This is a genomic window from Massilia frigida, assembly GCF_011682175.1.
GTDB classification, from domain to species: Bacteria; Pseudomonadota; Gammaproteobacteria; order Burkholderiales; family Burkholderiaceae_D; genus Telluria_A; species Telluria_A frigida.
The window spans coordinates 25,974-50,311 of record NZ_WHJG01000046.1 but is presented as its reverse complement, the minus strand read 5'-3'; the positions used below and the strand labels follow the sequence as shown (position 1 = coordinate 50,311).

At 64.0% G+C, this 24,338-nt stretch carries 19 protein-coding genes and 1 pseudogene; 5 read left to right on the top strand and 15 right to left on the bottom strand.

Annotation, left to right across the window (positions count from 1 at the left end; translation table 11 throughout):
* Nucleotides 1-136 precede the first annotated feature (136 nt).
* Nucleotides 137-2,203, bottom strand: a complete 2,067-nt coding sequence (locus tag F2P44_RS29370; RefSeq protein ID WP_229423820.1) for a carbohydrate-binding protein — start codon at nucleotides 2,201-2,203, stop codon at nucleotides 137-139.
* 595 nt (nucleotides 2,204-2,798) lie between these two features.
* Here F2P44_RS29370 and F2P44_RS36690 point away from each other — a divergent pair.
* Nucleotides 2,799-2,906, top strand: a pseudogene (locus F2P44_RS36690) (KGG domain-containing protein); the annotation flags it as partial.
* Nucleotides 2,907-3,364: 458 nt separating this feature from the next.
* Complete coding sequence (locus tag F2P44_RS29360; RefSeq protein WP_167092666.1) at nucleotides 3,365-4,195, top strand: HesA/MoeB/ThiF family protein; 831 nt, start codon at nucleotides 3,365-3,367, stop codon at nucleotides 4,193-4,195.
* 12 nt (nucleotides 4,196-4,207) lie between these two features.
* On the opposite strand, the gene F2P44_RS29355 is transcribed toward F2P44_RS29360, so the two are convergent.
* The 6 genes from F2P44_RS29355 to modA form a co-directional block, all read right to left on the bottom strand.
* Nucleotides 4,208-5,038 (bottom strand): PEP-CTERM/exosortase system-associated acyltransferase, encoded by an 831-nt coding sequence (locus tag F2P44_RS29355; RefSeq protein ID WP_167092663.1) that lies wholly within the window; start codon nucleotides 5,036-5,038, stop codon nucleotides 4,208-4,210.
* Nucleotides 5,039-5,159: 121 nt separating this feature from the next.
* Nucleotides 5,160-7,136, bottom strand: a complete 1,977-nt coding sequence (locus tag F2P44_RS29350) for a helicase-related protein (protein ID WP_229423819.1) — start codon at nucleotides 7,134-7,136, stop codon at nucleotides 5,160-5,162.
* Nucleotides 7,137-7,480: 344 nt separating this feature from the next.
* Nucleotides 7,481-7,882, bottom strand: a complete 402-nt coding sequence (locus F2P44_RS29345; RefSeq protein ID WP_187363471.1) for a winged helix-turn-helix domain-containing protein — start codon at nucleotides 7,880-7,882, stop codon at nucleotides 7,481-7,483.
* A gap of 3 nt (nucleotides 7,883-7,885) precedes the next feature.
* Nucleotides 7,886-8,956: a molybdenum ABC transporter ATP-binding protein gene (modC, locus tag F2P44_RS29340; RefSeq protein ID WP_167092684.1), complete on the bottom strand. Its 1,071-nt coding sequence runs from the start codon at nucleotides 8,954-8,956 to the stop codon at nucleotides 7,886-7,888.
* A gap of 20 nt (nucleotides 8,957-8,976) precedes the next feature.
* A complete protein-coding gene (modB, locus tag F2P44_RS29335; RefSeq protein ID WP_167092660.1) occupies nucleotides 8,977-9,651 on the bottom strand; it encodes a molybdate ABC transporter permease subunit in 675 nt (224 codons plus the stop codon).
* Nucleotides 9,652-9,657: 6 nt separating this feature from the next.
* Entirely contained in the window at nucleotides 9,658-10,401 is a 744-nt protein-coding gene (modA, locus tag F2P44_RS29330) for a molybdate ABC transporter substrate-binding protein (RefSeq protein WP_167092657.1), read from the bottom strand.
* Nucleotides 10,402-10,889: 488 nt separating this feature from the next.
* Here modA and F2P44_RS29325 point away from each other — a divergent pair, with 488 nt between their 5' ends.
* Nucleotides 10,890-11,483, top strand: coding sequence for a hypothetical protein (locus F2P44_RS29325; RefSeq protein WP_167092654.1), 594 nt, complete (start codon nucleotides 10,890-10,892; stop codon nucleotides 11,481-11,483).
* A gap of 4 nt (nucleotides 11,484-11,487) precedes the next feature.
* Here F2P44_RS29325 and F2P44_RS29320 read toward each other — a convergent pair whose 3' ends face one another.
* The 5 genes from F2P44_RS29320 to F2P44_RS29300 form a co-directional block, all read right to left on the bottom strand.
* A complete protein-coding gene (locus F2P44_RS29320; protein ID WP_167092651.1) occupies nucleotides 11,488-11,892 on the bottom strand; it encodes a DUF1801 domain-containing protein in 405 nt (134 codons plus the stop codon).
* A gap of 37 nt (nucleotides 11,893-11,929) precedes the next feature.
* Nucleotides 11,930-12,511: a hemerythrin domain-containing protein gene (locus tag F2P44_RS29315; protein WP_229423818.1), complete on the bottom strand. Its 582-nt coding sequence runs from the start codon at nucleotides 12,509-12,511 to the stop codon at nucleotides 11,930-11,932.
* Between the two features lie 119 nt (nucleotides 12,512-12,630).
* Nucleotides 12,631-14,004 carry a GH1 family beta-glucosidase gene (locus F2P44_RS29310; protein WP_167092648.1) on the bottom strand — a complete coding sequence of 458 codons (1,374 nt, stop codon included), beginning with the start codon at nucleotides 14,002-14,004 and terminating at the stop codon, nucleotides 12,631-12,633.
* 219 nt (nucleotides 14,005-14,223) lie between these two features.
* Complete coding sequence (locus F2P44_RS29305) at nucleotides 14,224-15,237, bottom strand: LacI family DNA-binding transcriptional regulator (protein WP_167092644.1); 1,014 nt, start codon at nucleotides 15,235-15,237, stop codon at nucleotides 14,224-14,226.
* 92 nt (nucleotides 15,238-15,329) lie between these two features.
* Nucleotides 15,330-16,565 (bottom strand): ABC transporter substrate-binding protein, encoded by a 1,236-nt coding sequence (locus F2P44_RS29300; RefSeq protein WP_167092641.1) that lies wholly within the window; start codon nucleotides 16,563-16,565, stop codon nucleotides 15,330-15,332.
* A gap of 169 nt (nucleotides 16,566-16,734) precedes the next feature.
* Between F2P44_RS29300 and F2P44_RS29295 the strand changes: the two genes are divergently transcribed.
* Nucleotides 16,735-17,427: a DUF6445 family protein gene (locus F2P44_RS29295; RefSeq protein WP_167092638.1), complete on the top strand. Its 693-nt coding sequence runs from the start codon at nucleotides 16,735-16,737 to the stop codon at nucleotides 17,425-17,427.
* Nucleotides 17,428-17,571: 144 nt separating this feature from the next.
* On the top strand, nucleotides 17,572-18,153 hold the full coding sequence (locus F2P44_RS29290; protein ID WP_167092635.1) for an outer membrane beta-barrel protein: 582 nt from the start codon (nucleotides 17,572-17,574) through the stop codon (nucleotides 18,151-18,153).
* A 53-nt stretch (nucleotides 18,154-18,206) separates the two neighbouring features.
* Here the strand turns inward: F2P44_RS29290 and F2P44_RS29285 are convergent, their stop codons facing one another.
* The 3 genes from F2P44_RS29285 to F2P44_RS29275 form a co-directional block, all read right to left on the bottom strand.
* On the bottom strand, nucleotides 18,207-19,727 hold the full coding sequence (locus F2P44_RS29285) for a tryptophan halogenase family protein (RefSeq protein WP_167092632.1): 1,521 nt from the start codon (nucleotides 19,725-19,727) through the stop codon (nucleotides 18,207-18,209).
* A gap of 162 nt (nucleotides 19,728-19,889) precedes the next feature.
* Nucleotides 19,890-22,535 carry a TonB-dependent receptor gene (locus F2P44_RS29280; RefSeq protein ID WP_167092629.1) on the bottom strand — a complete coding sequence of 882 codons (2,646 nt, stop codon included), beginning with the start codon at nucleotides 22,533-22,535 and terminating at the stop codon, nucleotides 19,890-19,892.
* 443 nt (nucleotides 22,536-22,978) lie between these two features.
* Nucleotides 22,979-24,304, bottom strand: a complete 1,326-nt coding sequence (locus F2P44_RS29275; RefSeq protein WP_167092626.1) for a cytochrome P460 family protein — start codon at nucleotides 24,302-24,304, stop codon at nucleotides 22,979-22,981.
* Nucleotides 24,305-24,338 lie beyond the last annotated feature (34 nt).

Genomic DNA, 24,338 nt, shown 5'->3' with positions numbered 1-24,338 from the left:
CCCCGGGGGGCCCCCCCCCCCCCCGCCCGGGGGGGGGGGCCCCGCCGCCCGGGGGGTCCCCCCCCGGCCGCCCCCGGGGGGGGGGGGGGGGCCCACCCCCCGCGGGCCGCCGGGGGGGCGGGGCCCGCGCCCCACCCTACTCCGCGTTCAGCTGCCACCAGTTCATGTTCCACCCGCCTACGCGCGCGAAAATGGTCAGGTCCTGCTGCCCCGCTTCCAGATACACCCTCCCCGTCACCGTCTGCCAGTTCTGCCATCCACCCGTGTTGGGCACGGTCAGCGTCGCCAGGTCGCTGGCGTTCTTGCTCAACACAAATTGCCCACCGTTATAGATGCTGGCAAGCCGGAATTGCAGCTTGTACCACCCAGCCCTGGGCACATTGACCGGATAGCTCATCCAGTCGTTGTTATCGATATTGCTCACATTGAATCCGCCGCCCGTATCGCTCGTCGTTTCCATGCGCATGCCGCTGTGCGTGGTGAACATTTCCGCTTCGATGCGCTCACCCACCACCGGTTTCCAGTTCATCCAGTACGCGATGCTTTCATTGCGTACCAGCGGCTGCGTGGCAAAACCGCGAAAGTAGTTTTCGATCTGGCCGGCCGATGCGGTGCTGACGTTCAGGCTTCCCAGCCCGCCGCCATTGCTGCTGTTGGTCACCATGCCCCAACCCCACCAACTGGTATCGCCATTCGAGCCGCCAGTGGACACGGTCTTGTAGGCCCAGTTGGTCGCCGCCCAGCCGTACATATTGTAGGCATCGTACGTCCTGCGGGTGACTTGTCCGCCGTAGCTGCCCAGCATGGTCCAGGGCTGGAATTCGCCAATCAGGAATGGCGTGTTCAGCCCGGTCAGCTTGGCATTCCAGTCGCAACTCTCACCCGTGCCGTTGAGATTGCAGTGCAGCCAGGCGGCGTGCACATTGGCCTGGTTGGCGGCGCCCGGCGCGTCGTTCCAGCCCCACAAGCCAGGATAAAAATGCATGCCGAGCGCAACATTGCTGAGGCCGCGCGTGTTCGGATTGCCATAGGCATCGATACCGCTGTTGTGACCGGGCAGCAGGATCATGTGATGCGGGTCTTTTGCCCGCACCACGTTGAACAGTTCGTAGGCGTAATTGGCCAGGGTGGCCGCATCCGTTCCCCACGGCTCGTTCAGCAAGTCGTACGCGGCCACGGCATTGCGGCCCCTGTAGCGCTCGGCGATCTTGTCCCACAGCCACTTGGTGCGGTCGCGGTAGCCGGCGTTCGACCATAGCTGCGCCGGGCCGACGCAGCCATCGTGCTGCTCCTTCTCCCCAGCCTGGCCGCCGACAGTGCCGTGCAGGTCGAGGATCACATACATGCCGCGTTTTTCCGCTTCGTTGATGGCGAAGTCCAGATACTTCCAGGCGTTCGGGCGCAGGTTGTAGGGGCTGTATTCGTTCTCCACCACGCCGAAGTAGAATGGCACGCGGATCACGTTCATGCCCATGCCCTTCATCAGGTCGAAGTCGCGGGTGGTGATCCAGCTGTCGCGGAACGCGTCCATCAGGCGTTCCTTCTCAAGGTTGCCGAAACGGCCCGCCAGGGTGCCTTCGAGCGTGCACTGGTCGTTGACCGGCCCGCTGTTGGTGACCATCCTGTCGTTGAGCATCCAGAATTCCATCTGCAGCCAGTTACCCAGGTTCACGCCGCGCAGGTTGACGCGCTTGCCGCTGCTGTCGACCCAGTAGCGTCCGTTCTGGCGGATCGCCGGCAAGCCCACGGAGGGGTGCTCGGCAGTGAAGTTGATCCAGTTCAGGTTGAATCCACCACCCTTGGCGAACACGGCCAGGTTCTGCGGTCCGGCATTGAGGAACACGCGCGAACTGATGGTGGACCAGGTCTGCCAGCCGCCGGTGTTGGGCACGCCCACCGTGTCGCTGATGTCCTTCGCGTTCTGGCTGAGTACCAGCCGGCCGCTGCTGCCGGCCGAGGCCACCCGGTACTGCACCGTGTACCAGCCGCTGGTGGCCGGATTGACGGAATAATTCATCCAGTCGTTGGTCTCGATCCAGCCCACGTTGGTGCCGCCGCCCGCGTCCGACGTCGCCTCGGTCGCCACGCCCTGCATCGATGCGTAGCTCTCCGCTTCGAGCTTGCCGGGCAAGGCTGTCTGGGCAGCGCACGCCGCACTGAACAAGGCACCAGCTAGGGCGCCAGCCAGTGTCGGTAAAGCCATTCTCACGTCCCTGTGAAGGGTAGATTCCATGGAAAGTCTCCTGTTGTTATAAGAAGCGGCCCGGTTCCATGCCGCGCTGCCGGGGAAAGACAAAGGATGGATCACTCGGCATGGAAACGTTCCCACACCGTGCTACCGATGGTATTGACTTCGCCTTGCGGCGTCAACGTAAATATAAAAAGCTATAGGGAAACGAAGCTTGACGTGGAACCGGCCACGCTGCGCTCGCGGCAAAGTTTGCATGAGTACAGAGGGCTTTCCGACGACAAATTTGGTCAGCCCAATCTGGCGGGCTCTGCTTACTTTTGTCCTACACGACAGTTGCGAGTGCTCCTACTCCAAGGCTAGGGAGGCTGACCTAAGATGTCTCTACTCGCTGACGAACACACCAGTCCGGCGGCGGAAACAAGGTAGTTCTTGCAGTTCCTTTATTAAAACATTAGGAGAAATCACCATGGCATCGAACAACAAGCAAGGCGGCAACGATCAAGGTAGCAGCAAAGGTAACAACCAGTCGGACAGCGGCTCGCAAAGCGGCAGCAAGGGCGGCCAGGGCAACAACCAGAGCGACACCAGCAACCGTGGCTTTGCCTCGATGGATCCTGAGCAGCAGCGCGAAATCGCTGCCGAAGGCGGCCGCGCAGCCCATGCTTCCGGCAATGCCCATGAGTTCACGTCCGAGGAAGCCCGCGAAGCAGGCAAGCTGAGCCATAGCGGCGGCGGCAACAAGCAAAGCGACTCGGACAGCGGCTCGTCGCGCGGCTCGTCGGCCAGCAACAAGAGCGATGCCGATAGCGGTTCTTCGCGTGGGTCGTCGGCCAGCAACAAGAGCGATTCCGATAGCGGCACCTCGCGCGGCGGCAACAAGCAAAGCGGCTCCTCGGACGACGATTCGTCCTCGGGCGGCAAATCGGGCGGCGCCAAATCGGGCTCCGGCTCCGGTTCCGGCAGCCGCGGCTCCAACTAAGCGACTCGCACGCGGAGCCGCCTGATGCGGCCGCGCCAGTCGACCGCGCCCCGCCCGGTGGCGGTGGCGCTGGACTCGACCTGAACATCGTCTGCCGCGTGCAGACGATGTTCATTACACCATCATTGCGAACATGACAATCATGTCAGGATGCACTACCATGCTTGCGAATCCATTCCCATAGCGAGGTAAGCATGACGGTCGGCTTTGATTACGAAACATTTGTAACGCGCAACGCTGGCTATGTCGGCAGCGATACCCAGGAAAAAATCCGCAGCAGCCGCCTGCTGATCGCCGGTTGCGGGCTGGGCGCCTCCACCGCCATCGCCGCCGCGCGCATGGGTTTTTGCTCCTTCGTGCTGGTGGACGGCGATACGGTCGACGCGCATAACCTGAACCGCCAGTTCTACGACGTTGACGATATCGGCGTGGCCAAGGTTCTGGCCTTGAAAAAGCAGATCCTGCGCATCAATCCGCAAGCCCGGGTCGACGCCGTGCATGCCAATCTCGACCAGCACAATGTGCTCGACCTGGTGGACCAGGCCGACATTGTGTTCGACACCATCGATTTTCTCGACCTGGAAGCCATTCTCAGCCTGCACAGCACGGCGCAAGCGCGTGCCAAGCCCGTGTTTACGGCGCTGTCGATCGGCTTTGGCGCCGGCGTACTGTACTTCCCGCCAGGCTCGCCGGACTCGCTGCCGGCCATCATCGCGCACGATGTGCAAAGCGCCCAGGGCGAAGGCGACGCCAGCTATGCGGCGGTGTTCGGCAAGATCATCGGCCGCATCGGCGCCCACCTCGACCCGCAAGTCGTGGAACAGGTGGGCAAGGCGCTGACGGTGATGGAAGACGGCCGCCCCTGCCCGGCCTCGCAGATCGCGGTCGGCAGCTTCACCGTGGCCGCCCTGGCCGTGTCGATGATGCACGACATGCTGGCCGGGATGGACGTGCCGGCCTCGCCGCGGATGGTGGTGCACAGCTTCCGCAACCACGTCACCAAGCTGATCGACATCAGCAAGTAGCCGGGCACTGTCTCATTTGAGGCTTAACTTGCGCGGCTGGAAGCCGCGCAAGGCGGCGCCGGCGACGGTTTTGGCCATCATCCGGAACGGAATCGGCTCGCCCTTGAACCAGGCCAGCAAGAAAGGATTTTCCGCGCCGACGCGCTGCTCCAGGTCGCGCAGGTCGACCATGTGCACCGTGACCGGCCCGTAATAGTCGCCCTCCGGGCCGATCGGCAACAGCGGCATGCCCATCCGGTCGAGCGAGCGCGCCAGCGAACTCTCCATGGCGGCATACCAGTAGCGGATGCCGTTGGCGACGCTGTAGCGGTACATCGCACGGTACATTCCCAGCAGCAGCAAGGGACTGTTGCGGCGATCGCTCTTGCCCCGCGAAAAGCGGCGCCGCCCGCTGCTGTGGCGGTTCTTCACGACATCGGACGACACGCCCTCCATCGCATCGCCACTGCGGCGGCGGAAGGCTTTTTCCACGATCAGACGCGACACTTCGGCCGATTCCCCGCGCGGCGGCAGCACCACGTCCTCGTACACCGGGCATTGGGCTTCAAACGGAAACGCCTGGCCCGGCTGCGGGCGTACCAGCCGGACGGTGCCGATCAGGTCCCCATCGAGCGAATTGGCGGCCACATGGGCCGAATCGGCATCCCAGGTATCCGATTCGATGCCGTCCGGATAGGCGGCGGCATCGAGGAAACGGCATTCCAGGCAATACACCTGGTAGCGCAGGCGGTAAATCCGCGACAGTAATGGGCTGGCATGCGGGTTCGGTGGAATGGTGGTGAAGTCGACATACGGGATCAGCAGATCGCGCTTGCCGAACAGGCGTTGAAATAAAAGCAGCATGAGGGTCGTTACATACTGGAAAGCCTAACAACATGGCAAAGTTTCCCATATGAAAAAGTGTCAATAACGCAACGATACCCTATTCCGATAATCTTTGCTCAATAAAAATATTGATCTGTTGCTAACGGAACTTTTTGTCATGCCGCTTGCGGGCCGCCGCGTTTTGCGATTGCAAGATCGCATCGACCCGCTCCGAGGCGCTGCGCGCCAATTCCTGCGCCAGCGCAACGCTGGGAAAGAAGTCCGGGGCGCGGTAAGCCAGCCAGGCATACGCCGAATACAGGCGGCAACTATCTTCCACCTCTTGCAGGTTTTGCCAGGCTTGCTGGCCGCTGTCCTCGTGCAGCTTGCAGATTTTCTTCTTCGACAGCGACTGCGCCCACAGTTCCCACGCGCGCTGCAGCGACGGCACCTTGGTCGACACCGGCACCAGCGAGAGCATGAATTTCTCGGCCACCGACAGCGGCAAGGTATCGAGCCAGACGGCGCGCTCGGACTGCTCCTCGGTAATGCGCGGATAGAAAAAACCATCCGGCACATCGATATTGTGGACGAAGCGCCTGAGCAGGCGCACCAGCGAGGTTTCGCCGGTCACCGCCGCGATGCGGTGCAGATGCTCGACCGAGGGCGCGACCGAAAAGCCGGTGGCGTTGAGCGGCGCCAGCTTTTCCTTGAGCAGCGCGCGCATGACCTCGTGCGTGTCGTCATCGTAGCCGGCCACCTTGCCCTCCTCGTGCACGCCGTAGCGGCCGGCGCGGCCGGCGATCTGGCGCGCCAGCGACGCAGAAATTTCCTCTTCTTCCACACCGTTGTACTTGACAGAGGTGGTCATCACGATGCGTTCGATCGGCATGTTCAAGCCCATCGCCAGCGCATCGGTGCCGACCACGATATCGGCCTTGCCCTCGCGGAAGCGCTCGGCCTGGGCGCGCCGCACCTCGGGCGCCAGGTTGCCGTACACGGTGGCTACCGACAAGCCCATTTCCGTGATCATGTCGCGCCACATCAGCACCTCGCGCCGCGAAAAGCAGATCACCGCGTCGCCGCGTTTAAGGTTGCGCAACTTGCGCACGGCGCTGGGCTCCATCGACAGCGGCGCCATGCGCTTGAGCAGGTGTACTTCCAGCGGGCATTCGAGGCGTTCGGCCAGGGCTTCGATCGCGCGCCGCGCTTCCGGTGCGCCGACCAGGTAGACCACCGAGGCTGGCGCGCCGCACACCGCCGCGGTCCAGGCCGCGCCGCGGTCGCGGTCGGCCAGCATCTGGATTTCATCGATGACGGCAACCTCCACCGGCGTGCGGGTATCGAGCATTTCGACCGTGCTGGCCACGTGGGTGGCATCGTCCGCGATGCGGCGCTCCTCGCCCGTGACCAGGCTGACCGCCAGCGGCTTGCCGTGCGGGCGCGCGCTTTGCAGGCGCTCGAAGTTTTCCAGCGCCAAGAGGCGCAGCGGCGCCAGGTACACCCCGCTTTTGGCCTTGGCCAGCGCTTCCATCGCGCGGTGGGTCTTGCCGGAATTGGTCGGGCCGAGCAAGGCGATGAACTTGCGCGGCAGGCGGCGCGCCACCTCGAAGGAATCGGGATACTCGGCCAGGTTGATGCTGGCGCGGGTACGCTCGGCGTGGCGCTCCTCCTGGGCGCGCTCGACGGCGTGGGCGACGCGCTGCCCGATGCGCTCGAACAGATAGCTGGCCGGCTCCGGGGTATCGACCTCGAACAGCGGGCCGAGGAAGGTGGCCGCATCGAGATTATGGTCCTCGCACTCGCCGGAGGTATCGCGCACGAACACGCGCACGCTCTGGTGCAGCTCATCGATGGCGCGTGGGGTGACCCGCTCGCGCAGCAGGGTGCGCCTGGCATCCTGGTCCATCTTGCGCCACTTGCCGGGTTTGGCCAGCACGCCCTGGGCCGGGACCAGGTGGTAAGGCACGTTCAAGCCGCCTTCATCGACCTCGCCGGAAAATTGCAGGAACACCCGGCCTTCCATCTTCACCAGGCGCACCTGTTGATGATCGAAGCCCAGTTCGGCGATGAGGGCATCGTCATCCTGGTCATCGCTGGTGGAAGGAGGCAATTGCTGAGTTAAAGATGCTGTCATTGGTACCGGTCGTATTGTTTATTCTATGAATGCCAACTATATCGCGTCTGCGGCCGAAACGTGGTCCCGAAGCCACCCACCGTGCACCACCGCACAACCGGGGTCTGACCTCTGATTCGAAACATTTATGCATGTAAGGGCGGAATTGCGTGCAATCACGCAACAATGTGACTTCATCAACGTGGATGGACGGTACAAGAAGCGCCGGCACCATAGGGGGAGCCTGCGTGAATTGCCAGCTGACATGTGGCGGCGCAAGCGGAGTCAGACGTCTGGCTCGAAATATTTCTAATCAGAGGTCAGACCCCGGTTGTGGGATTAGAGGTCAGACCCCGGTTGTGGGATTAGTCGTTGGGGCGCAGGAGTTTGCTGAGGGCGGTGGCGTGCGGGGCGGCGGCGGCGCTGGCGGCCGCTTGCATGGCGCGGTAGTGGGCCAGCACTTGCATGCCGGTCTCGGTCACGCTGGCGCCGCCGCCCTGGCTGCCGCCGGCCGCGCTGCGCACCAGCGCTGCACCAAAACTGCGGTTCATGACGTCCACCAGCAGCCACGCGCGCCGGTACGACATGCCCATCGCCCGCGCCGCCGCACTGATCGAGCCAGTCCGCATGATCGCGTCGAGCAGGTCGGCCTTGCCCGGCCCCATGGCGATCTCGCCGCCACGCGACAGACGCAGCTTGACGTCGATGCCCGCCTCCACCCGCCCCGCCTTGTCGCCGTTCTTGTCGCTGCTCTTGTCGTTCTTCATGCCTCAAGCGCCCGACAGCAGCGCGACCGCCTTGACCTGGGCCCACACCGGCATGCCCACTTCCAGCCCCAACTGGTCGCGCGAGCGCCGCGTGATGCGCGCCAGCAGTGGCGTACCGCCCGCGTCGAGCCGCACCACAACATGGGCTGGATCGTTGCCTGGAGTCATTTCGGCGACCGTCGCGCGCAGCTGGTTGAGGATCGAACTGCCCGCCTGCGCCTGCAGCGTCAGGCTGACGTCGCGCGCCAACACCCGCAGCCGCAGCCGCGTGCCGGGCGCCAGCGCGGCGTGGGCGATGAGCATGGCGCCGCCCGCCGCTGTCAGGCATAGCAGGCCGTAGGCGGCGTCAACCGTCTCGACCACGGCATCGACCAGCGCTCCGGCCTCGTCCAGCATGGCGCGCGCGACCTCGGGCCGCACCAGGGTGTCGGCGGCCGGTCCGCTGGCGACCACCCGGCCGCCGTCGAGCAGCACGATGTGCTCGGCCAGGCGCGCCACTTCCCGGGTCGAGTGGCTCACGTACAGCATGGGGATGGCCAGCTCGGCCTGCACCCGCTCCAGGTAGGGCAGCACTTCCTCCTTGCGCCGCCCATCGAGCGAGGCCAGCGGTTCATCCATCAGCAGCAGTTGCGGGGCGCTGAGCATGGCGCGCGCGATCGCCACGCGCTGGCGCTCGCCGCCGGACAGGCCATCCGGACGCCGCCCCAGCAAATGGCCGATGCCCAGCAGCGCCACCGCGTGCGCCATCACTTGGTCGCCGCCGGCGGCGCGCGCGCGCTGGCGGGCAAAATCAAGATTGCCCTGGACCGACAAATGGGCGAACAAGCTCGCTTCCTGGAATACGTAGCCGATGGCGCGCTGGTGCGTGGGCACGAACACGCCGGCCGCGTCATCCTGCCACAGCTGGCCGTTGACGTCGAGGTAGCCGCCCGCATGCCGCTCCAGCCCGGCAATCGCGCGCAGCAAGGTGGTCTTGCCGGAGCCGGAATGCCCGAACAGCGCGCTCACGCCACGCCCCGGCAGCACGAGCTGGACCTGCATGGCGAAACCGCTGCGGCGGATGTCGAAGCGCATCCGGATCGCCGCGGCGGCCGTCACAGCGCCCTCCTCGATGGATTGAAGCGGTACAGCAAGAGCAAGGCGATAAAGCTGATCACCAGCATGCCGCCGGACAACCAGTGCGCCTGCGCATATGCAATCGCTTCCACATGACCGTAAATTTGCACCGATACCACCCGCGTTTGCTGTGGGATGTTCCCGCCGATCATCATGACGACGCCGAATTCGCCGACCGTGTGCGCGAAACCGAGCGTGGCGGCGGTGATGAAGCCGGGCCGGGCCAGCGGCAGCACCACCGAAAAAAAGGTGTCGAGCGGGCTGGCGCGCAAGGTGGCGGCCACTTCCAGCGGACGCGGACCGATCGCTTCGAAGGCGTTTTGCAGCGGCTGGATGACGAAAGGCATCGAGTACAGCAGGGAGCCGATCACGAGTCCGGGAAAGGTGAACGGCAGCAAGCCCAGGCCGAGCCATTGGGTCAGTTGCCCGAGCGGGCCGTTCGGCCCCATCGCGACCAGCAGATAAAAGCCAAGCACGGACGGCGGCAGCACCAGCGGCAGCGCAACGATGGCGCCAATCACGCTCCTGGCACGCGAGTGCGTGCGCGCCAGCCACCAGGCGACTGGCGTGCCCAGCAACAGCAGCAGCACGGTCACGGTGCTGGCCAGTTTCAGGGTCAGCCAGACCGCGCCCCAGTCGTCCGCGCTCAGCATGCGGCGCTACAGCGCGTAGCCATAAGAACGGATCACTTCGCGCGCCGGTGCGCTCTTGAGATAGCGCAGGAAGGCGAGCGCGGCCGGCTTGCCCTTGCCCCGCTCCAGCAGCACCGCATCTTGCCGCAGCGGCGCGTACATGTCGGCCGGCACAACCCAGGCCGAGCCGGACTGCAGTTTGCCGCCGCTAAATACTTGCGACATGGCGACAAAGCCGAGCGTGGCGGCGCCGGAGACGAGGAATTGATGGGCCTGGGCAATGCTGTCGCCCTGCACCAGGCGCGGCGCCAGGCGTTCGCGCAAGCCGAGCTTGTCCAGGGTTTGCATCGCGGCCGCGCCGTACGGCGCCAACGTGGGGTTGGCGATGGCCAGATGGGCGAAGCGGCCTTGGGTGAGCACCTGTCCCTGCGGGTCGACCAGGCCGGCTTGCGCACTCCACAGCACCAGTTTGCCGATGGCATAGGTGAAGCGGGTATCGGCCACCGCGCTGCCCTCCTTGCCCAGCCGTGCCGGGGTCTCGTCATCGGCCGCGAGCAGTACCTCGAACGGCGCGCCATTCTTGATCTGGGCGTAGAACTTGCCGGTCGCGCCGGCGGTGGCGAGCACCTTGTGCCCGGTTTCACGCTCGAAGCGGGCGCCGATCTCTTTCATCGGGGCGCTGAAATTGGCGGCCACGGCCACGTGCACGTCCCCGGCGCGGACCATGCCTGTCACCATCAAAGCGAGCCATGCGCTGGCTAATCGTTTCATGCAAGAACTCCGGTCGGGGAATCAAGGGCGCCGTACATCGCGCTATATCCGATTATATACGACGCACAAGATGAGCTCGGACAAAGCGAGCCACGCGGGTCCTGCGGCGGCGGTGGCGTCCGCGGTGCGCAAGCTGGCCCAGCGCCCGGCCGGCGCGGCCATGGAATTCAAGGTCTTGATCAATACCCCGGTGGAAAAAGTCGAGCTGGGCACGCGCCTGGTGGACCAGGCCGGCATCACCCGCCCCGGTTGTGCGCAGCCCGGCCCCGCCGCCACCGGTGCGTCCGGCGCCGCCGCGCAAGGCGCTGCCGGCGGTGCGGCGCGCCCCGGCCCGGCAGACCGCGCCAGCCTGCGCTGGCGACGATCCCCGGGAAGCGTTCTAGCGGCAGAAAAGCTTTGCAAATTTACAAGCGTATGGCAGGATGCGAGGGCGCGCCGTCGCGCGTCTTCCTGCCGGTACGCGGCCGGAGCCACTTTTGCGGAGCATTATGCCGACTTCATCCGTACGCAGCCTTCTCGCCTTCCTGAGCGTCGCCGCGCTGGCCCTGCCCGCCGCCGCCGGGCTGAATATTTCCCTCAAACATGGCAGCGCACACGAGCAGGACGCGAAGGCACAGCTCGACCGCCTCACGGCCACCTACGATTTGCGCCCGTGGATCCACACCGGGCGGATCATCATCGATGAAAAAACGATTCCACACAGCCATCCGGTACTCACCCTGCACGCCCGCCACTACGACGATGATGGCGCGCTGGTCTCGACCTTCATCCACGAACAGATGCACTGGCAGCTATCCAGGCATCGCAGCCAGGCCCGCCAGGCGCTGCGGGAAATCAGGCAGCGCTACCCTGCGCTGCCGGTCGGCTATCCCGACGGCGCCGACAGCCTGGCCGCGTCGCAGGAGCATTTGCTGGTAATTTACCTGGAGCTCGACGGCGTGGAACGGGTGCTGGGAAAGGCGGAACACGACCGCCTGCTCGCTTACTGGAGCAATGATCATTACAAAAAACTGTACCAGATCGTGGCCCGCGACCGCGAACAGATCGGCGCCATCGTGCGCAAGCACCGGCTGCTGCCGTGAGCGCCTAAGCGCGGTGATAGGTGAGCGCGCTGGCGATGCAGAACGCCAGCGCATCGGCCGGCACGCTGGCCGCTGTGTCGAACACCAGCGCGCGCTTGCCCTCAAACACAAAGTCGTGCGGAAACAGGCTGCGGAAGGTGTCGACCAGGGTCGTCTGGCAGTTGAAGTACATGGCGTAGCGCGACGGCGCCGCTTTTTTCCAGGCGATGCGGATGGTGCTGCCGCTCTTGCTCTGGCTGGTGAGATAGGCCGGCTCGCCCCATTTGAGCGTTTCTTCGAGCGGGCCGACGCCGCCGGTCGAGGCCGCCGTCGCAAAGATCAGTTCGCGCAACGCCATCAGCTTGCCCCGCACCGGGACGGGATAGGTGTCGAACGTGCGCTGCACGGCAGCGTTGGCAAATGGCGTCATGCGTTCCCCGGTTGACGACGACGCCGGGACCATTCCCTCAGGCCGTCGCCTTTTTCGCTACAAATCGCGCCGCGACCAGCGCACTGGCCAGTCCGACCACGAGCGCCGTGGTGCTGCCGGAAAACCCCAGCGCCGTGTTGGCGGCGATCTTGCCGACTTTAGGCTTGAGCAATTCGAGCCGGCGCCGCGTCATTTGCGCGCCCAGCTCGTTCAAGCGGTCCTTGTCCAGCATGCGCTCGGCTTCGGGCAGCAGCACCGTTTCTTCATCGGCCACGTGGTGCATCACGTTGCGCATCAGTTCGTGCAGCAGCTGGTCGTGGCGCCGGTCGGTCGGGCCGGTGGCGCGCAGCTCCGCGATCAGGCGGCGCATCTCATCATGTTCCGGCTCGCTCTTCTGGATCACCGGCTCGGCCCCATCCAGGCGGCGCAGCACCGGATAGAACACTTCCTCTTCCAGTGTCGCATGAATTTCCAGCGCGTCGCAAATGGTTTCGGCCAGCGCCTTCTTGACGCCCGCGCGCGCGGCGCTAGTGTACTGGTGGAAGCTGACCAGCACGTGCGAGTGATCGAAGCGGATCATGTCGGTCACGGAAGGGCTCAATTTATTCAAAGAAAACATGACGGTTTCTCCTGACAAGTCGTGCCCTTATCTTAACGATGCCCGCCGCCCGCGCGCGTAGGACGCCGCCGCATTTTCGTGTCGGCCTACTGCACGAAAAACCATGCACTCAGGCATGCTCAGCGTTCGTTGCGTCCGTGCAGGAACTCGCGGTACCAGCGTCCGCTGCTTTTCAGGGTGCGCGCCTGGGTCCCGAAGTCGACGTGGACAATGCCGAAGCGGCGCAGGTAGCCTTCCGACCATTCGAAGTTATCCAGCAAGCTCCAGGCGAAATAGCCCTTCACCGGCACGCCCTGCTCCTGGGCGGCGCGCAGGGCGGCCAGGTGGCGCACCAGGTAGTGGCGGCGCGCCTCGTCGTCGACGCTGCCGTCCGCCTGCACCAGGTCGTCGTAGGAGGAACCGTTTTCGGTGACGTACACCTCGGCCGGCCGGTATTCGCGGGCGATGCGCAGCAACAGCTCGGTCAGGCCATCGGGCGCGACTTCCCAGCCGAAATCGGTGCGCTCGCGGTCTTGCGGCAAGACCACCTCGGTGCGCAGGAAGCCGGCGGCGGGCGCGTCGCGCACGATCTCGGGGAAATAGTAGTTCAGGCCGACGAAATCGGTCGGCGCCGCGATGGCTTGCATGTCGCCCTCCAGCACCAGCGGCGCCGCCTCGCCCAGCAGCGCCAGCGTCTCTTGCGGGTAGCCGCGCCCGTACAGCGGGTCGAGGAACCAGCGGTTGCGGAAACCGTCGTGGCGCAGCAAGGCTTGCTGGTCCGCTGCGCTGGCGGAGGCGGCGCGGATCGGGTGCAGGCTGAGCGCGATGCCGACCTGCGCATCCGGCACATTGGCACGGATCACCGGGGTGGCCAGGCCGTGCGAGAGCAGTACGTGGTGGCATACCTGCAGCGCGGTCGGCGCGTCGCGCAGGCCGGGTGCGTGCATGCCATCGAGATTGCCGTGCATGGCGGTGCACCATGGTTCGTTGTGGGTGATCCAGTGGCGCACGCGGTCGCCCAGGCGGCGCGTGACCACGTCCGCATAGTCGACAAAGGCGGCCACGGTGTCGCGCCTGGCCCAGCCGCCCTGGTCCTGCAGGTATTGCGGCAAGTCCCAGTGGTACAGGGTGGCCCACGGTTGCAGGCCGCGTTCGAGCATGCCGTCGACCAGGCGCTCGTAGAAGTCGAGACCCGCGCCATTGGGGGCGGCCCCGGGACCGCCGGCGATGCGCGGCCACGCGATCGAGAAGCGGTAGGCGTTCAGGCCGAGCGACTGGCCGATGTCGAAGTCTTCCGGCCAGCGGTGGTAATGGTCGCAGGCCACGGCGCCGTTGGAACCGTCGCGGATCTTGCCGGGGGTGGCGCAGAAGGTATCCCAGATCGACGCCACCCGAGCGTCGGCGCTGCCCGCCCCTTCGATCTGGAAGGCCGAGGTCGAACAGCCCCACAGGAAGTCGTCGCCGAAACTGGCGCGTGCGAGGGGCTGGTGCGGGTCGTTTTTCTGGTTGGTCATAGGGAGATCGGTCAGTGTTAAAGTTGCTCGATGAAAAATTGGAATCGCTTCCACTTTACCACAAAAAAAAGCGCCGGCAAGGGCGATGGGGTTTTATTTGATGGTTGAAACAAGCTGTTTCGAGCAGTGGGCACTGACCGCTGAGCCGTCGTTGCCGCCTGCGCGGGAACGACGGTTCAGCGGGTGCAAGGCTACCCGCGGCGCTCCCGGCCTACAGCGCTAAATGTCCTTCGCCTTCCCCAGCGACGCCCGCATCGCGATCGTCACCGGATACGCGTGCGTGACCGGCCGCTCCATCCCATAGCAGCGATTGAGCAGGCAGTTCAAGCCATTCAAGGTCATCTCGGTCCACGGCATGTGCACCGTGGTCAGGCGCGGCGCCGTGTATTCGGCGCTGTTGGTGTCGTCGTAGCCGAGCACCGACACCTGCTCCGGCACCGCCACGCCGGCCTGCTGGAAATACGACAGCGCCCCCACCGCCATATCGTCATTGGCACAAAACACGGCGGTAAACGGATAGCCCGATTCAGCCAGTTCCTTTGCCGCTTCCCAGCCGCCCTGCGGCGCGAAATCGCTTTCGGCCACCCACATGCCGCCGATATCGATGCCGGCCTGCGCCAGCTCGCTCAAAAAGCCATCGATGCGCTCGACGTTGTCGGGCGCGCCGCGCGGCCCGGCGATGACGGCGATATCGCGGTGCCCCTCGCGCAGCAGCGCCTGCGCCGCCAGGCGCCCGCCGTACAGATGGTCGATGGTGAAGCTCTGGGCGGCGATCGAGGGCAGGCTGTGATTGAGCAGCACCAGGCGCGACTTGCGCGGCCCGAGCGCCTCGATGTCTTCGTCGCGCAGCACGTTACTCATCACCAGCACGCCGTCGCAGCCGCGCTCCTTGAGAAAATCGATCCCCTGCACGGCCTGGGTGCGCTCGTCATCGCTGCCGATGCCGAAACCGACCACCATGTTCAGCCCCGCCGCCCGCAATTCCGAGTAAATCAGCTTGAGAATCGGCGTGTAGAAGGTGCCGCTCAGGTAGGGAATGTACACGCCGATCATCTGCGAGCTGCCCAGCATCAGCGAGCGGGCCGCGTACGAGGGATGGAATTCGAGTTCCTCGATCGCCTTCTGTACCCGCGCCAGCGTCTTGGGCGACACCGCGCCCTTGCCGCTGACCACACGCGATGCCGTTCCGAGGCCGACGCCGGCCCGCAGTGCTACGTCTTTGAGAGTTGCCACGCGCGCATCTTCCGTTCAAAAAGGGGGACTGCAAAAATCGCAGCATACTGCATTCTGGCGCCCTCTCACAAGCGCGCGCCGCCCCAAGCCGGTCACTGCTCGTTCCTGAGGGCGGCGGCGATCAGTTTTTGCGCCTTCTCGGCCGGCATCTTGGTATTCCAGAACGATGTCAGTACATCCTGCATCGCGCCATTCTGGTCGGGCGTGAGATACACCTCGCCGATGCCGACGTGGCGCGTGCGGTCCTTCATGATCGCCATGCCGGCCTTCGCGCACGGGTCCATGGCCGACGCATCGACGTCGCCCCGGATCGGAATCGAGCCTTTGAGCTTGTTGAAGTCGACCTGGGTGCGCGGCGCGACGATCACGCTGGCCAGCAGCTTCTGGTACTTGACTTGCTGCGCATTGGCGGTCTTGGGGAAGACGAAGGCGTCGCCCTGGATCAGATAGGGCGAGCGCGGGCCGAAGCCGGCGATGCAGCCGTATTCCTTGCCGGCGCTCTGGCGCGCCGCGCCGAATTCGCCCTTGGCCCAGTCGCCCATCACCTGGATGCCGGCCTTGCCGGAGATGACCAGCGCGGTGGCGTCGTTCCAGTTGCGCCCCGGCGCGCCGGCGTCCACGTACGATTGCAGGCGCTTGAAATTGAGCAGGACGCGGCGGAAGGCCTCGGAATTGATGGCCGCCGGGTCGCGCTCGCGCAGCACCTTCAGATACAGGTCGGTACCGCCCATGTGGGCCAGCATCGACAGGAACAGGATGTTTTCCTGCCATGGCTGGCCGCCGTGGGCGAGCGGAATCAGTCCGGCCGCCTTGAGCTTGTCGAGCGCGGCGAACAGTTCGTCGACGCTGGCCGGCTCTTTCGCAATGCCAGCCTTCTGGAAGGCCGCCTTGGAATACCAGATCCATGCCTGCATGTGGATGTTGACCGGGACCGCGTAGTAATGGCCCTTGACGCGGATGACGCTCAAGACCGGCTCGGGCAGGAATTTGTCCCAGCCTTCCTTGAGGGCGACGTCGTCGACGTTATTGAGCATGCCCTGCTCCACCAGGTCGGTGAACTGCTTGGTTGTGTTGAACTGGGCCGCCATCGGCGCATTGCCGCCCACGATGCGGTTGATCGCCACCGCGCGCGCCTGGTCGGCGCCGGCGATCGCGGTATCGGTCCAGACGCCGCCGGCGGCGCGGTAGGCGTCGGCGATGGTGCGCACCGCGGCCGCTTCGCTGCTGGAAGTCCACCAGTGGATCACTTCCGGTTTGGGGTCGGCGCCAAAGGCGGCGCCGGCGCTTGCCAGCGCCAGCGCGGCGGCCAGAATTCGTTGTTTCAACATGGTCTCCTGTGAAAGCGGGTCTGCGTCCGCCTTGGATTGGAAGGCTTTCCAATCTTGTCGATTGACTATATCATTCAACGAATTTCAGTGTCAACGCGCAAGGCGATCGCGGCGTCCCGTGATATCGTTTTCATCCTCTTATTTTCATTCCTCGTCGCATGGAGCCGCCGTGTTCAATCCGCGTCCGCAAGTCCGCTATATTGCCATCGCCGGGCAGGCGCCGTGCGTCGTCATCGACGATGTCCTGCTCGATCCGCGCGCCATGGTCGCGCACGCCGTCGCCGCGCAGGAGCGCTTTGCCGTCGATCCGGCCAATTACTATCCCGGTCCGGAACTGGACCTGGGCCAGGAGATGGCGTTTCGGCTCGACGACTTCTTCATCCAGCACGTGCGGCGCGCGCTGGGCGCCCAGCGCACCATCAGCGTGGCCGCGCGCCTGGCGCTGGCCACCCTGCCCGCGGCCGCCCTCCATCCCTTGCAGCGCCTGTGCCACCGCGACTGCGCCGACCTGGCGCCGGGCGTGGGCGCGGCGGCGGCCGTGGTGTACCTGTTCGAGGATGCGCGCATGGGCGGCACCAGCTTTTATCGCTCCACCCAGGGGCCCGAACACACCGCGCGCCTGCTGCGCGAGGCCCACGCCGGCAAGCCACGGGACACGGACGGTTCCGCTTACCTGACCGCCTCGAACGCCCACTTCGAGCAAATCTGCACCATTCCCGCGCGTTTCAACCGGGCAATTTTCTACGATGGCGAGATTTTCCACGCCGCCCAGATCGAGGCGCCCGCCCTGCTCCACCCCGACCCCGAGCGCGGCAGGCTGACCATGAATGGCTTCTTTCGCTTCCGCAAGCGCAGCGCCTGAGCCCACTTGCGTGTGCTTACGGTTCAGGTGCGGCGTTGTTTTACAGCAAATCCCAGCCAAATTTGCCGCCAAACCGATACTCAAAAGCATCAGCGTAAGGTTGGTCGATATATAATTTCGGCAGATTTTGCCGAATGACGACATTTGGCGACATATTTTTACAAACCATTTACAGGATTTCACGTGAAAAACACACTCGCTATTGCTATGTTGGCCGCTGCCGCCGCTCCTATGGCAGCGCATGCCGAAAGCACCTACGTCGGTGCCGGCGTCGGTGCTGCAGAGCAAGTTCTTAGCATCAAAACAGGTACCTACAAGGATACCGCCGCTGGCGTCAAACTGTTCACCGGTTTCAATTTCGACAAGAACTTCGGCGTCGAAGCCGGCTTCACCCACTTCGGCAAGGCCGAAACCGGCGGCAAGCTCAGCGGTTCGCGTGCGCGTTCGTTCTACGCCGCCGGCACCGTCACCCTGCCGCTGGGCGAGAAGTGGGCGCTGACCGGCAAACTCGGTATCGCCAAGAACCGCACCATGCAGCTGGTGGTTGGCGATGGTGACGACAAGCAGAAAAAGACCGATGCGCTGCTGGGCGTTGGCGCAACCTTCGCTGTGACCAAGACCATCGCCGCGTTTGTCGAATACGAAAACTACGGCACCGTCGCAAAAGGCAATAATGGTTCGCTGAAAGCCACGGTTCTGTCGACTGGCATGCGTTTCTCGTTCTAAGCAGTCGGTTCCACAAAAAAACCGGCTGCGTGCCGGTTTTTTTTCGTCCCTCGTCAGGCCGCGCGCCGCAACGGCGCCGCCTGGCAGTTGGCCTTGATGAATTGCTCGTGGCTGCCCATGGCATCGACGCACTTGCGGATCACCGCCTGGGTGCCCTGCAGGAAGTCGGCGATCTCCTGCGGGGCACGCTGGTCGACCACCGGGTTGTAGCCGCGCGCGCGCAAGCCCTGCCCGTGCATCACCTGTAGCCAGCTATCCTCGGGAAACAGCTCCTCGTTCTCGCGCAGGATGCGCCCGTGGCTGGCGTACAGGTCGAGCTTGCGCCGCAGGCCGGCCGGCACCTCCATGTCGCGGCAATAGCGCCAGAAGGCCGAATCGTCGCGCGTGCTCACTTTATAGTGCAGGATCAGGAAGTCGCGGATCTGCTCGTATTCCTTGTCGCACAGGCGGTTGAAGGTATCGATGTCGACCTGGTCGAAGCCACGGTCGGGGAAAAAGCTGATCAGGCGCATCAGCGCCGTCTTGACCATGTGGATGCTGGTCGACTCCAGCGGTTCCATGAACCCACCCGACAAGCCGATCGCCACGCAGTTCTTGTTCCAGGCGCGCTTGCGCTTGCCGGTGGTGAACTTGAGCAGGCGCGGTTCGGCCAGCGGCTGGCCGTCGAGATTGTTCATGAGGATGGCCTGGGCTTCGTCGGCGCTCATGAACTTGCTCGAAAAGACGTGGCCGTTGCCGGTGCGGTGCTGCAAGGGGATGCGCCACTGCCAGCCTGCCGTGTGCGCGGTCGAGCGCGTCAGCGCCGCCATCGGACCGTGCGACTCGCAGGGCACGGCAATGGCGCGGTCGCACGGCAGCCAGTGGCTCCAGTCCTCGTAGCCGGTATGCAAGGCTTGCTCGATCAGCAAGCCCACCATGCCGGAGCAATCGATGAAAAAGTCGCCGCCGATGCGTTCGCCGTTTTCCATCAGCAGTGCGGCGATCGATCCGTCCGGATGCAGCACGGTCTCGACGATGCGCCCCTCGGTGCGCTGCACGCCGCGCGCCTCGCTGTAGCTGCGCAGGTAGCGCGCGTACAGGCCGGCGTCGAAATGGAAGGCGTAGGACAGGTCCGCCAGCGGCGAATTGGGCAAGTCCGGACGGCCCCGGCTGAACTTGCCCAGGCGCGCGGCCATGGTGTTGATCGAGTACGGTTCCAGGCTGTCGGCCTGCCCGGCCTGGTGCATTTTCAGCCAGTAGTGGAAGAAATTGGCGGTCGGCAGGTCGCGTCCGACCGAGCCGAAACCGTGGATGTAATTGCTGCCTTTCTGGCCCCAGTCGATAAATTCGATGCCGAGCTTGAAGCTACCCTGGGTGGCGCGGATGAAATCGTTCTCATCGATGCCCAGGTGCAGGTTGAAATTGCGGATGCTGGGGATGGTCGCCTCGCCCACCCCGATGGTGGAAATCTGGTCGGATTCGATCAGGCGGTAGTGGTGGCCCACGGGCAGCAGCTGCGAGAGCGCGGCGGCGCTCATCCAGCCGGCGGTGCCGCCACCGACGATCACGATCTGCTTGATGCGCTGGTCTGTCATCTGGTTCTCCGGTCGATGCTGTAACTAAAGGTGTGACTAAAGGTGCGACGACGTGCCTACACAAGCAAAAAAAACCGGCGTGGCCTGGGGAACAGGTCACACCGGTCCACCGCGCGCCTTACGGCACGCGGGGCTCGCCAAACGGTGGATGTCAGTCGCTCATCAGTAATTAAATCCGGCGCGCACGCCGAACATGCGCGGCTCGATATAGCTGGCGATCATCTGCCCGCCCATACCGCTGTTGCCGGATGTTTTCACGCGCTTGTCCGACACATTGCGCACATACAGTTCCGCATGCCAGTTGCCGTTCGGCGCGTCGACCCGGAACGAGGCGTCGCCGGTCAGGTTGGCTTTCTGGAAGCGGCCGATGTGCTCGAACTCGTCGTTGCGCACGTCGAAGTAGACCTTGTCGCGCCAGTTGACCTTGAAGTACGGGGTCAGCTTGTAGCCGCCGTCGAGCACGAACGCTTGCGAAGCGTGCAGCATGAAGGTGTACTTCGGCGCGTTCGGCAGGCGGTTGTTGGTCACGTCGTACAGGCGCTTGCCGTTGTCGGCACCGGCACCGGCGTAGGGCAGCGGGCAGCGTTCCTGCTTGAACTCGGCGCGCTCGTCGCACAGATAGTCGTCGCTGTAGGCGCCGTAATCGCGGATCGAGGTGTTCAGGTTCGAGAACGCGCCGCCGACCTTGGCGCCCTTCCAGGGCTTGTAATCCCACTCGACTTCGATCCCCGAGATGCGGGTGTTGCCGACGTTAATGGTGCGCCAGGTTTCGTACACGTCGCACTTGGGCTGGTCGCTGGCGCACGGCTTGCCATCGTCGGGCCGGTATTTCGAGACGAAATAGGTGTTGGTCAGCTGCTGGTCCTTGTAGCGCATCATGAAGGCGACGGCCGACACGCTCAGGCGGTTTTCCAGGAACTTGCCCTTGTAGCCCAATTCCAGATTGGTGACCAGTTCCGGCCGGTACGGCAGGAAGGTTTCCACGCCCTTCTTGCCATCGACGCAGGTGTGGCCGCCGCAACTGTCAACCTTGTCGCCGAAGCCGCCCGCCTTGTAGCCGGTCGACAGCGCGGTGTACGCCATCTGGTTGTCGGTGACCTGTTTTTGCAGGCCGAGGCGCCAGGTGACTTTCTTCCATTCATCCTTGTGGTCGTTCGGCGATGGCCGGCCATAGCCGGAATACGCCTCGACGCTGCCGCCCATGCCCGGTTTCAGGTCGGTCGACTGCGGGAAGCGGTAGCCGGGCGTGTTCGGGGTGCCACCGTTGTACTGGCCGCGGTAGAACGCCGTCTCGCCGGCCCAGCCGCCCAGGTTCAAGCCATTCTTGTCTTCCTTGGAGTCGACGCTATAGCGCGCGCCGGCGGTGGCGGTCCAGGTCGGGATGAATTTCCAGTCGGCTTGCGCGAACACGGCCTTGGCGTCGACCTGGCGGTCCGGCTGCGAGTAAAACGCGCCGGACGCGATGCCGTGCGGCTTGCGGAAGAAATCGACGACTTCGTAGTTGATCTGGTTTTTCTCGTGCATCCAGAACAGGCCGGCCACGTATTGCAGGGTGTCGAACTGCTGCTTGAGCTGGAGTTCCTGCACCGAGGACTTGTATGTCGAGTCCCAGGTGGCCTGGTAGCGGTCGTCCAGCGGCCAGGTGCTCCAGTTGGCCGCGTCCGGACGGTTCGGGTAGTCGGCCGTCACCTGGAACGGCAGCGCGGCCGTCAAGCCCTTGTCCGCATCGTACAGCTGGGAACGCTGCTGGTTGGCCAGCATGAAGCTGTAGTCGATGCTGGTGTTCTGGTTGACGTTCCAGCTCAGGCCGGCGCGCAGGGACTTGATCGTCATGTCGGTCTTGCCGGGCACGTTGATCAAGAGGTCCCACTGGCCGCCGCTGCAGGCGTAGCGCGTGCCCGCAGCCTGGTCGCAGTCGCGAAAGCTGGTGTTGCCGGCGCCATTGTCCTGGAACAGCTCGTAGGCGGCGTTCAGGGTCAGGTCGGGGGTGATCTTGAACTTGGCCGCCAGGCGCGCCGCGTACTCGTCCTGGTTGGTGTAGAAATCCTTGGCGCCGACTGGGTGGTTGTAGCGCTGGTCGACGTCGGCAATGCCATCCGGAATCCAGCCCTTGGATGGCACGTTCGCTTCGCGCGTGTCCGACATCTGGTTGGCCCAGCCGTTGCGGGTGACCTTGGTAAACGAGCCGCGCAGCGCCAGCTTGTCGTTGACGGCGATGTTCTGGATCAGGTTGACCTGTTTCTTGCGGTAGTTGCCGATATCGACTTCGGCCTTGCCGTAGGTGCCGGAGAAGTCGGGCTTGGCGGAAATGACGTTGACGCTGCCGCCGGTCGAGTTGCGCCCGAACAGGGTACCCTGCGGGCCGCGCAGCACTTCGACCTGGTCGACGTCGAACATGAGCGCCTGGGCGCCCTGCGGACGCGGCGAGTACAGGCCGTCGATGTGAAAGCCGACGGCGGGGTCGCCGATTTCAGTGGTGTTCGAGGAAGTGATGCCGCGGATGGTGATCTGCACCGCCGAGTCGCCGGTGGCCTGGAAGGTGACGTTGGGAATTTCGTTGGCCAGGTCCTTGGCGCTGGTGATGCCCATGCGGTTCAGGTTATCCTGGCTGTAGGCGGTGACCGCCAGCGGGGTTTTCAGCAGCGAGGTCGAGTAGCGGGTGGCGGTGACCCTGACTTCGGGAATGACTTCTTTATCGCTTTCGCTGGCCGGTGCGGGTGCCTGGGCATGGGCGGACATGCCGATCAGCCCGCACGCGCTGGCGACGGCCAGGCTGACCAGGGTCCTTCTTGTCTTCGGATACAACATTGCGTCTCCTCATTGATTTTTATGATTATCGTTGCTAGCCCGCAGCCGGGACGGCGCCGCGTCTTCACTCCACAACACCCTGCTGCCGCCTCGGCAACACCTGCATGATCGGCTGTTCCGGCACTTCCGCGCTAATTGGAAACGCTCCCAATCGATGAGCAAAATATATCACTCAATGTTTTTCAATGTCAACGATACTTTGTACGGAGTTAAAAAAGCAACAGCCGGGGAAGCGCGGCGCGCCCGGAAACAGGCTGCCAAGGCGGGGAGCGGGCAGCACCCGAGCTGCGCTCTCCCGACGCTGCGCTCTCCCGACGCTGCGCTCTCCCGACGCCGCCCTCTCCCGCCCTCTCCCGCCGGCCTGCGCCATCCCCTGCTCAAGCGCAAGGTCGGCGACGTGCTCGACCCGCGCAGGCCGCCCGCTGGCGCATGCACGCCATCGATCAACGGCCGACGGGATATTCCAGGGCCTTGTTAATGATGATCGGCAGCGGTATATCCCTGCCGGAATCGAATGCACGGTTCATGAGCTTGATGTCTTCCGCCGGGATCAGGGCTGGCCCGGGGTCCTTGCTGCTGGTGCTGCGCACCGGCGTTTTCGAGCGGTTCAGGTTTTGGATTCCCATGGCGATTTGCAGGGAATAGTCGGTGGCGGTGGCCCCCGCATCGAATGCCCGGTTCCCCGGATAATTGGCAAACCAGCGCGGCGCGTCGGCTTGCGAGGGGGCGATCATGGGCGAACGCGATGGGGTTTGCGCCGTCGCATGGCAAGAAATGCAGGAAGAGCGCGGATTGTCCACCGGGCCGTTGAGCCTTCCGCCGGCGCCCAGATGCTGCGGCGTGCCATTCATCTTGTTGATCCATTGCTGGTTTTTGGCAATATCGTTACCCCACATTACGCCCACCAATTGCATTCTTTCCCATGGCGTGGCACCGGCAGCATTGCCGTTGTACGAGAGGGTGGCAAATACCCATCCTGTCTCGGCTGCGCGCGCATCCTTGATGGCGATATCGACTTGCAGCAGCCGCACGGTTTGCGGCCGGCGCACCAGCGCGCCGCTGGGACAGGTGACACCAGAAAATACGTGCACGTTTGCCTGCCATTCGACAGCATTCTTGAGATAGGGAAGCTCGTCATCCGGCGCTGTTGTAAATAGTAACTTGGCAATCACAGTACCATTGGGGAATTGAGACAATACCGCATCCGGATTGTCAGGTTTTGCCCAGACTTTGCCGACCTGATATCCGCCGGGGGGATTATAGAATCCGACGGCCCAATTCTGAAAACACCTGGTCTGGGCCGGACCCAGCTCACCCTTTCCGGCTGAGCCAGGGGCCGGGCTGGTCCTTTCCCTTGTCAGTCCGCGAATAAATTCCCGGCCGGTATCTCCATAGTGCATCCAGGGCGCGTGATACCACCTGCGGACCTTGTTGTTCCGCACATCCCAGTCCGCCTGAATATTGCCTTCTAAAACGTAGTTGTACACCGTCCGGGCGTACCGCTCCGGCTCCCGCGTGGGATCGATAGCTTGCCAGGGAAGCGGGTCTTGCGGGAGCGTCGCTGGATAATCCTGGCTGAGCTTAAATACGGGACCTGTCCAGCCGGCGGGAATTTTATCGTTGGATGATGGGAAATTTTGCGCCATAACATTTTGTTGATAAATACCGGCAACTAGCGCGGCCAGTATGCCGGCATATCTTGTAGCGATTTTCTTTATTGATCCCGAGATCAGCGGACTGTTGCATTCCCTATTATTGCAAGCACACATGATTCATCCCTCCGCAGCGAGTTAAAGTGCACAG

What these genes read in the sequence shown, in the direction of transcription:
- modC (WP_167092684.1), bottom strand. Translation starts at nt 8,956, where the DNA reads ATGCGCTTCGACATCCGCCGCAGCGGTTTCGCCATGCAGGTCCAGCTC.
- F2P44_RS29370 (WP_229423820.1), bottom strand. Translation starts at nt 2,203, where the DNA reads ATGGCTTTACCGACACTGGCTGGCGCCCTAGCTGGTGCCTTGTTCAGT.
- F2P44_RS29300 (WP_167092641.1), bottom strand. Translation starts at nt 16,565, where the DNA reads ATGTTGAAACAACGAATTCTGGCCGCCGCGCTGGCGCTGGCAAGCGCC.
- F2P44_RS29285 (WP_167092632.1), bottom strand. Translation starts at nt 19,727, where the DNA reads ATGACAGACCAGCGCATCAAGCAGATCGTGATCGTCGGTGGCGGCACC.
- F2P44_RS29350 (WP_229423819.1), bottom strand. Translation starts at nt 7,136, where the DNA reads ATGACAGCATCTTTAACTCAGCAATTGCCTCCTTCCACCAGCGATGAC.
- modA (WP_167092657.1), bottom strand. Translation starts at nt 10,401, where the DNA reads ATGAAACGATTAGCCAGCGCATGGCTCGCTTTGATGGTGACAGGCATG.
- F2P44_RS29345 (WP_187363471.1), bottom strand. Translation starts at nt 7,882, where the DNA reads ATGAAGAACGACAAGAGCAGCGACAAGAACGGCGACAAGGCGGGGCGG.
- F2P44_RS29325 (WP_167092654.1), top strand. Translation starts at nt 10,890, where the DNA reads ATGCCGACTTCATCCGTACGCAGCCTTCTCGCCTTCCTGAGCGTCGCC.
- F2P44_RS29310 (WP_167092648.1), bottom strand. Translation starts at nt 14,004, where the DNA reads ATGACCAACCAGAAAAACGACCCGCACCAGCCCCTCGCACGCGCCAGT.
- F2P44_RS29275 (WP_167092626.1), bottom strand. Translation starts at nt 24,304, where the DNA reads ATGTGTGCTTGCAATAATAGGGAATGCAACAGTCCGCTGATCTCGGGA.
- F2P44_RS29280 (WP_167092629.1), bottom strand. Translation starts at nt 22,535, where the DNA reads ATGTTGTATCCGAAGACAAGAAGGACCCTGGTCAGCCTGGCCGTCGCC.
- F2P44_RS29355 (WP_167092663.1), bottom strand. Translation starts at nt 5,038, where the DNA reads ATGCTGCTTTTATTTCAACGCCTGTTCGGCAAGCGCGATCTGCTGATC.
- F2P44_RS29320 (WP_167092651.1), bottom strand. Translation starts at nt 11,892, where the DNA reads ATGACGCCATTTGCCAACGCTGCCGTGCAGCGCACGTTCGACACCTAT.
- F2P44_RS29315 (WP_229423818.1), bottom strand. Translation starts at nt 12,511, where the DNA reads ATGTTTTCTTTGAATAAATTGAGCCCTTCCGTGACCGACATGATCCGC.
- F2P44_RS29360 (WP_167092666.1), top strand. Translation starts at nt 3,365, where the DNA reads ATGACGGTCGGCTTTGATTACGAAACATTTGTAACGCGCAACGCTGGC.
- modB (WP_167092660.1), bottom strand. Translation starts at nt 9,651, where the DNA reads ATGCTGAGCGCGGACGACTGGGGCGCGGTCTGGCTGACCCTGAAACTG.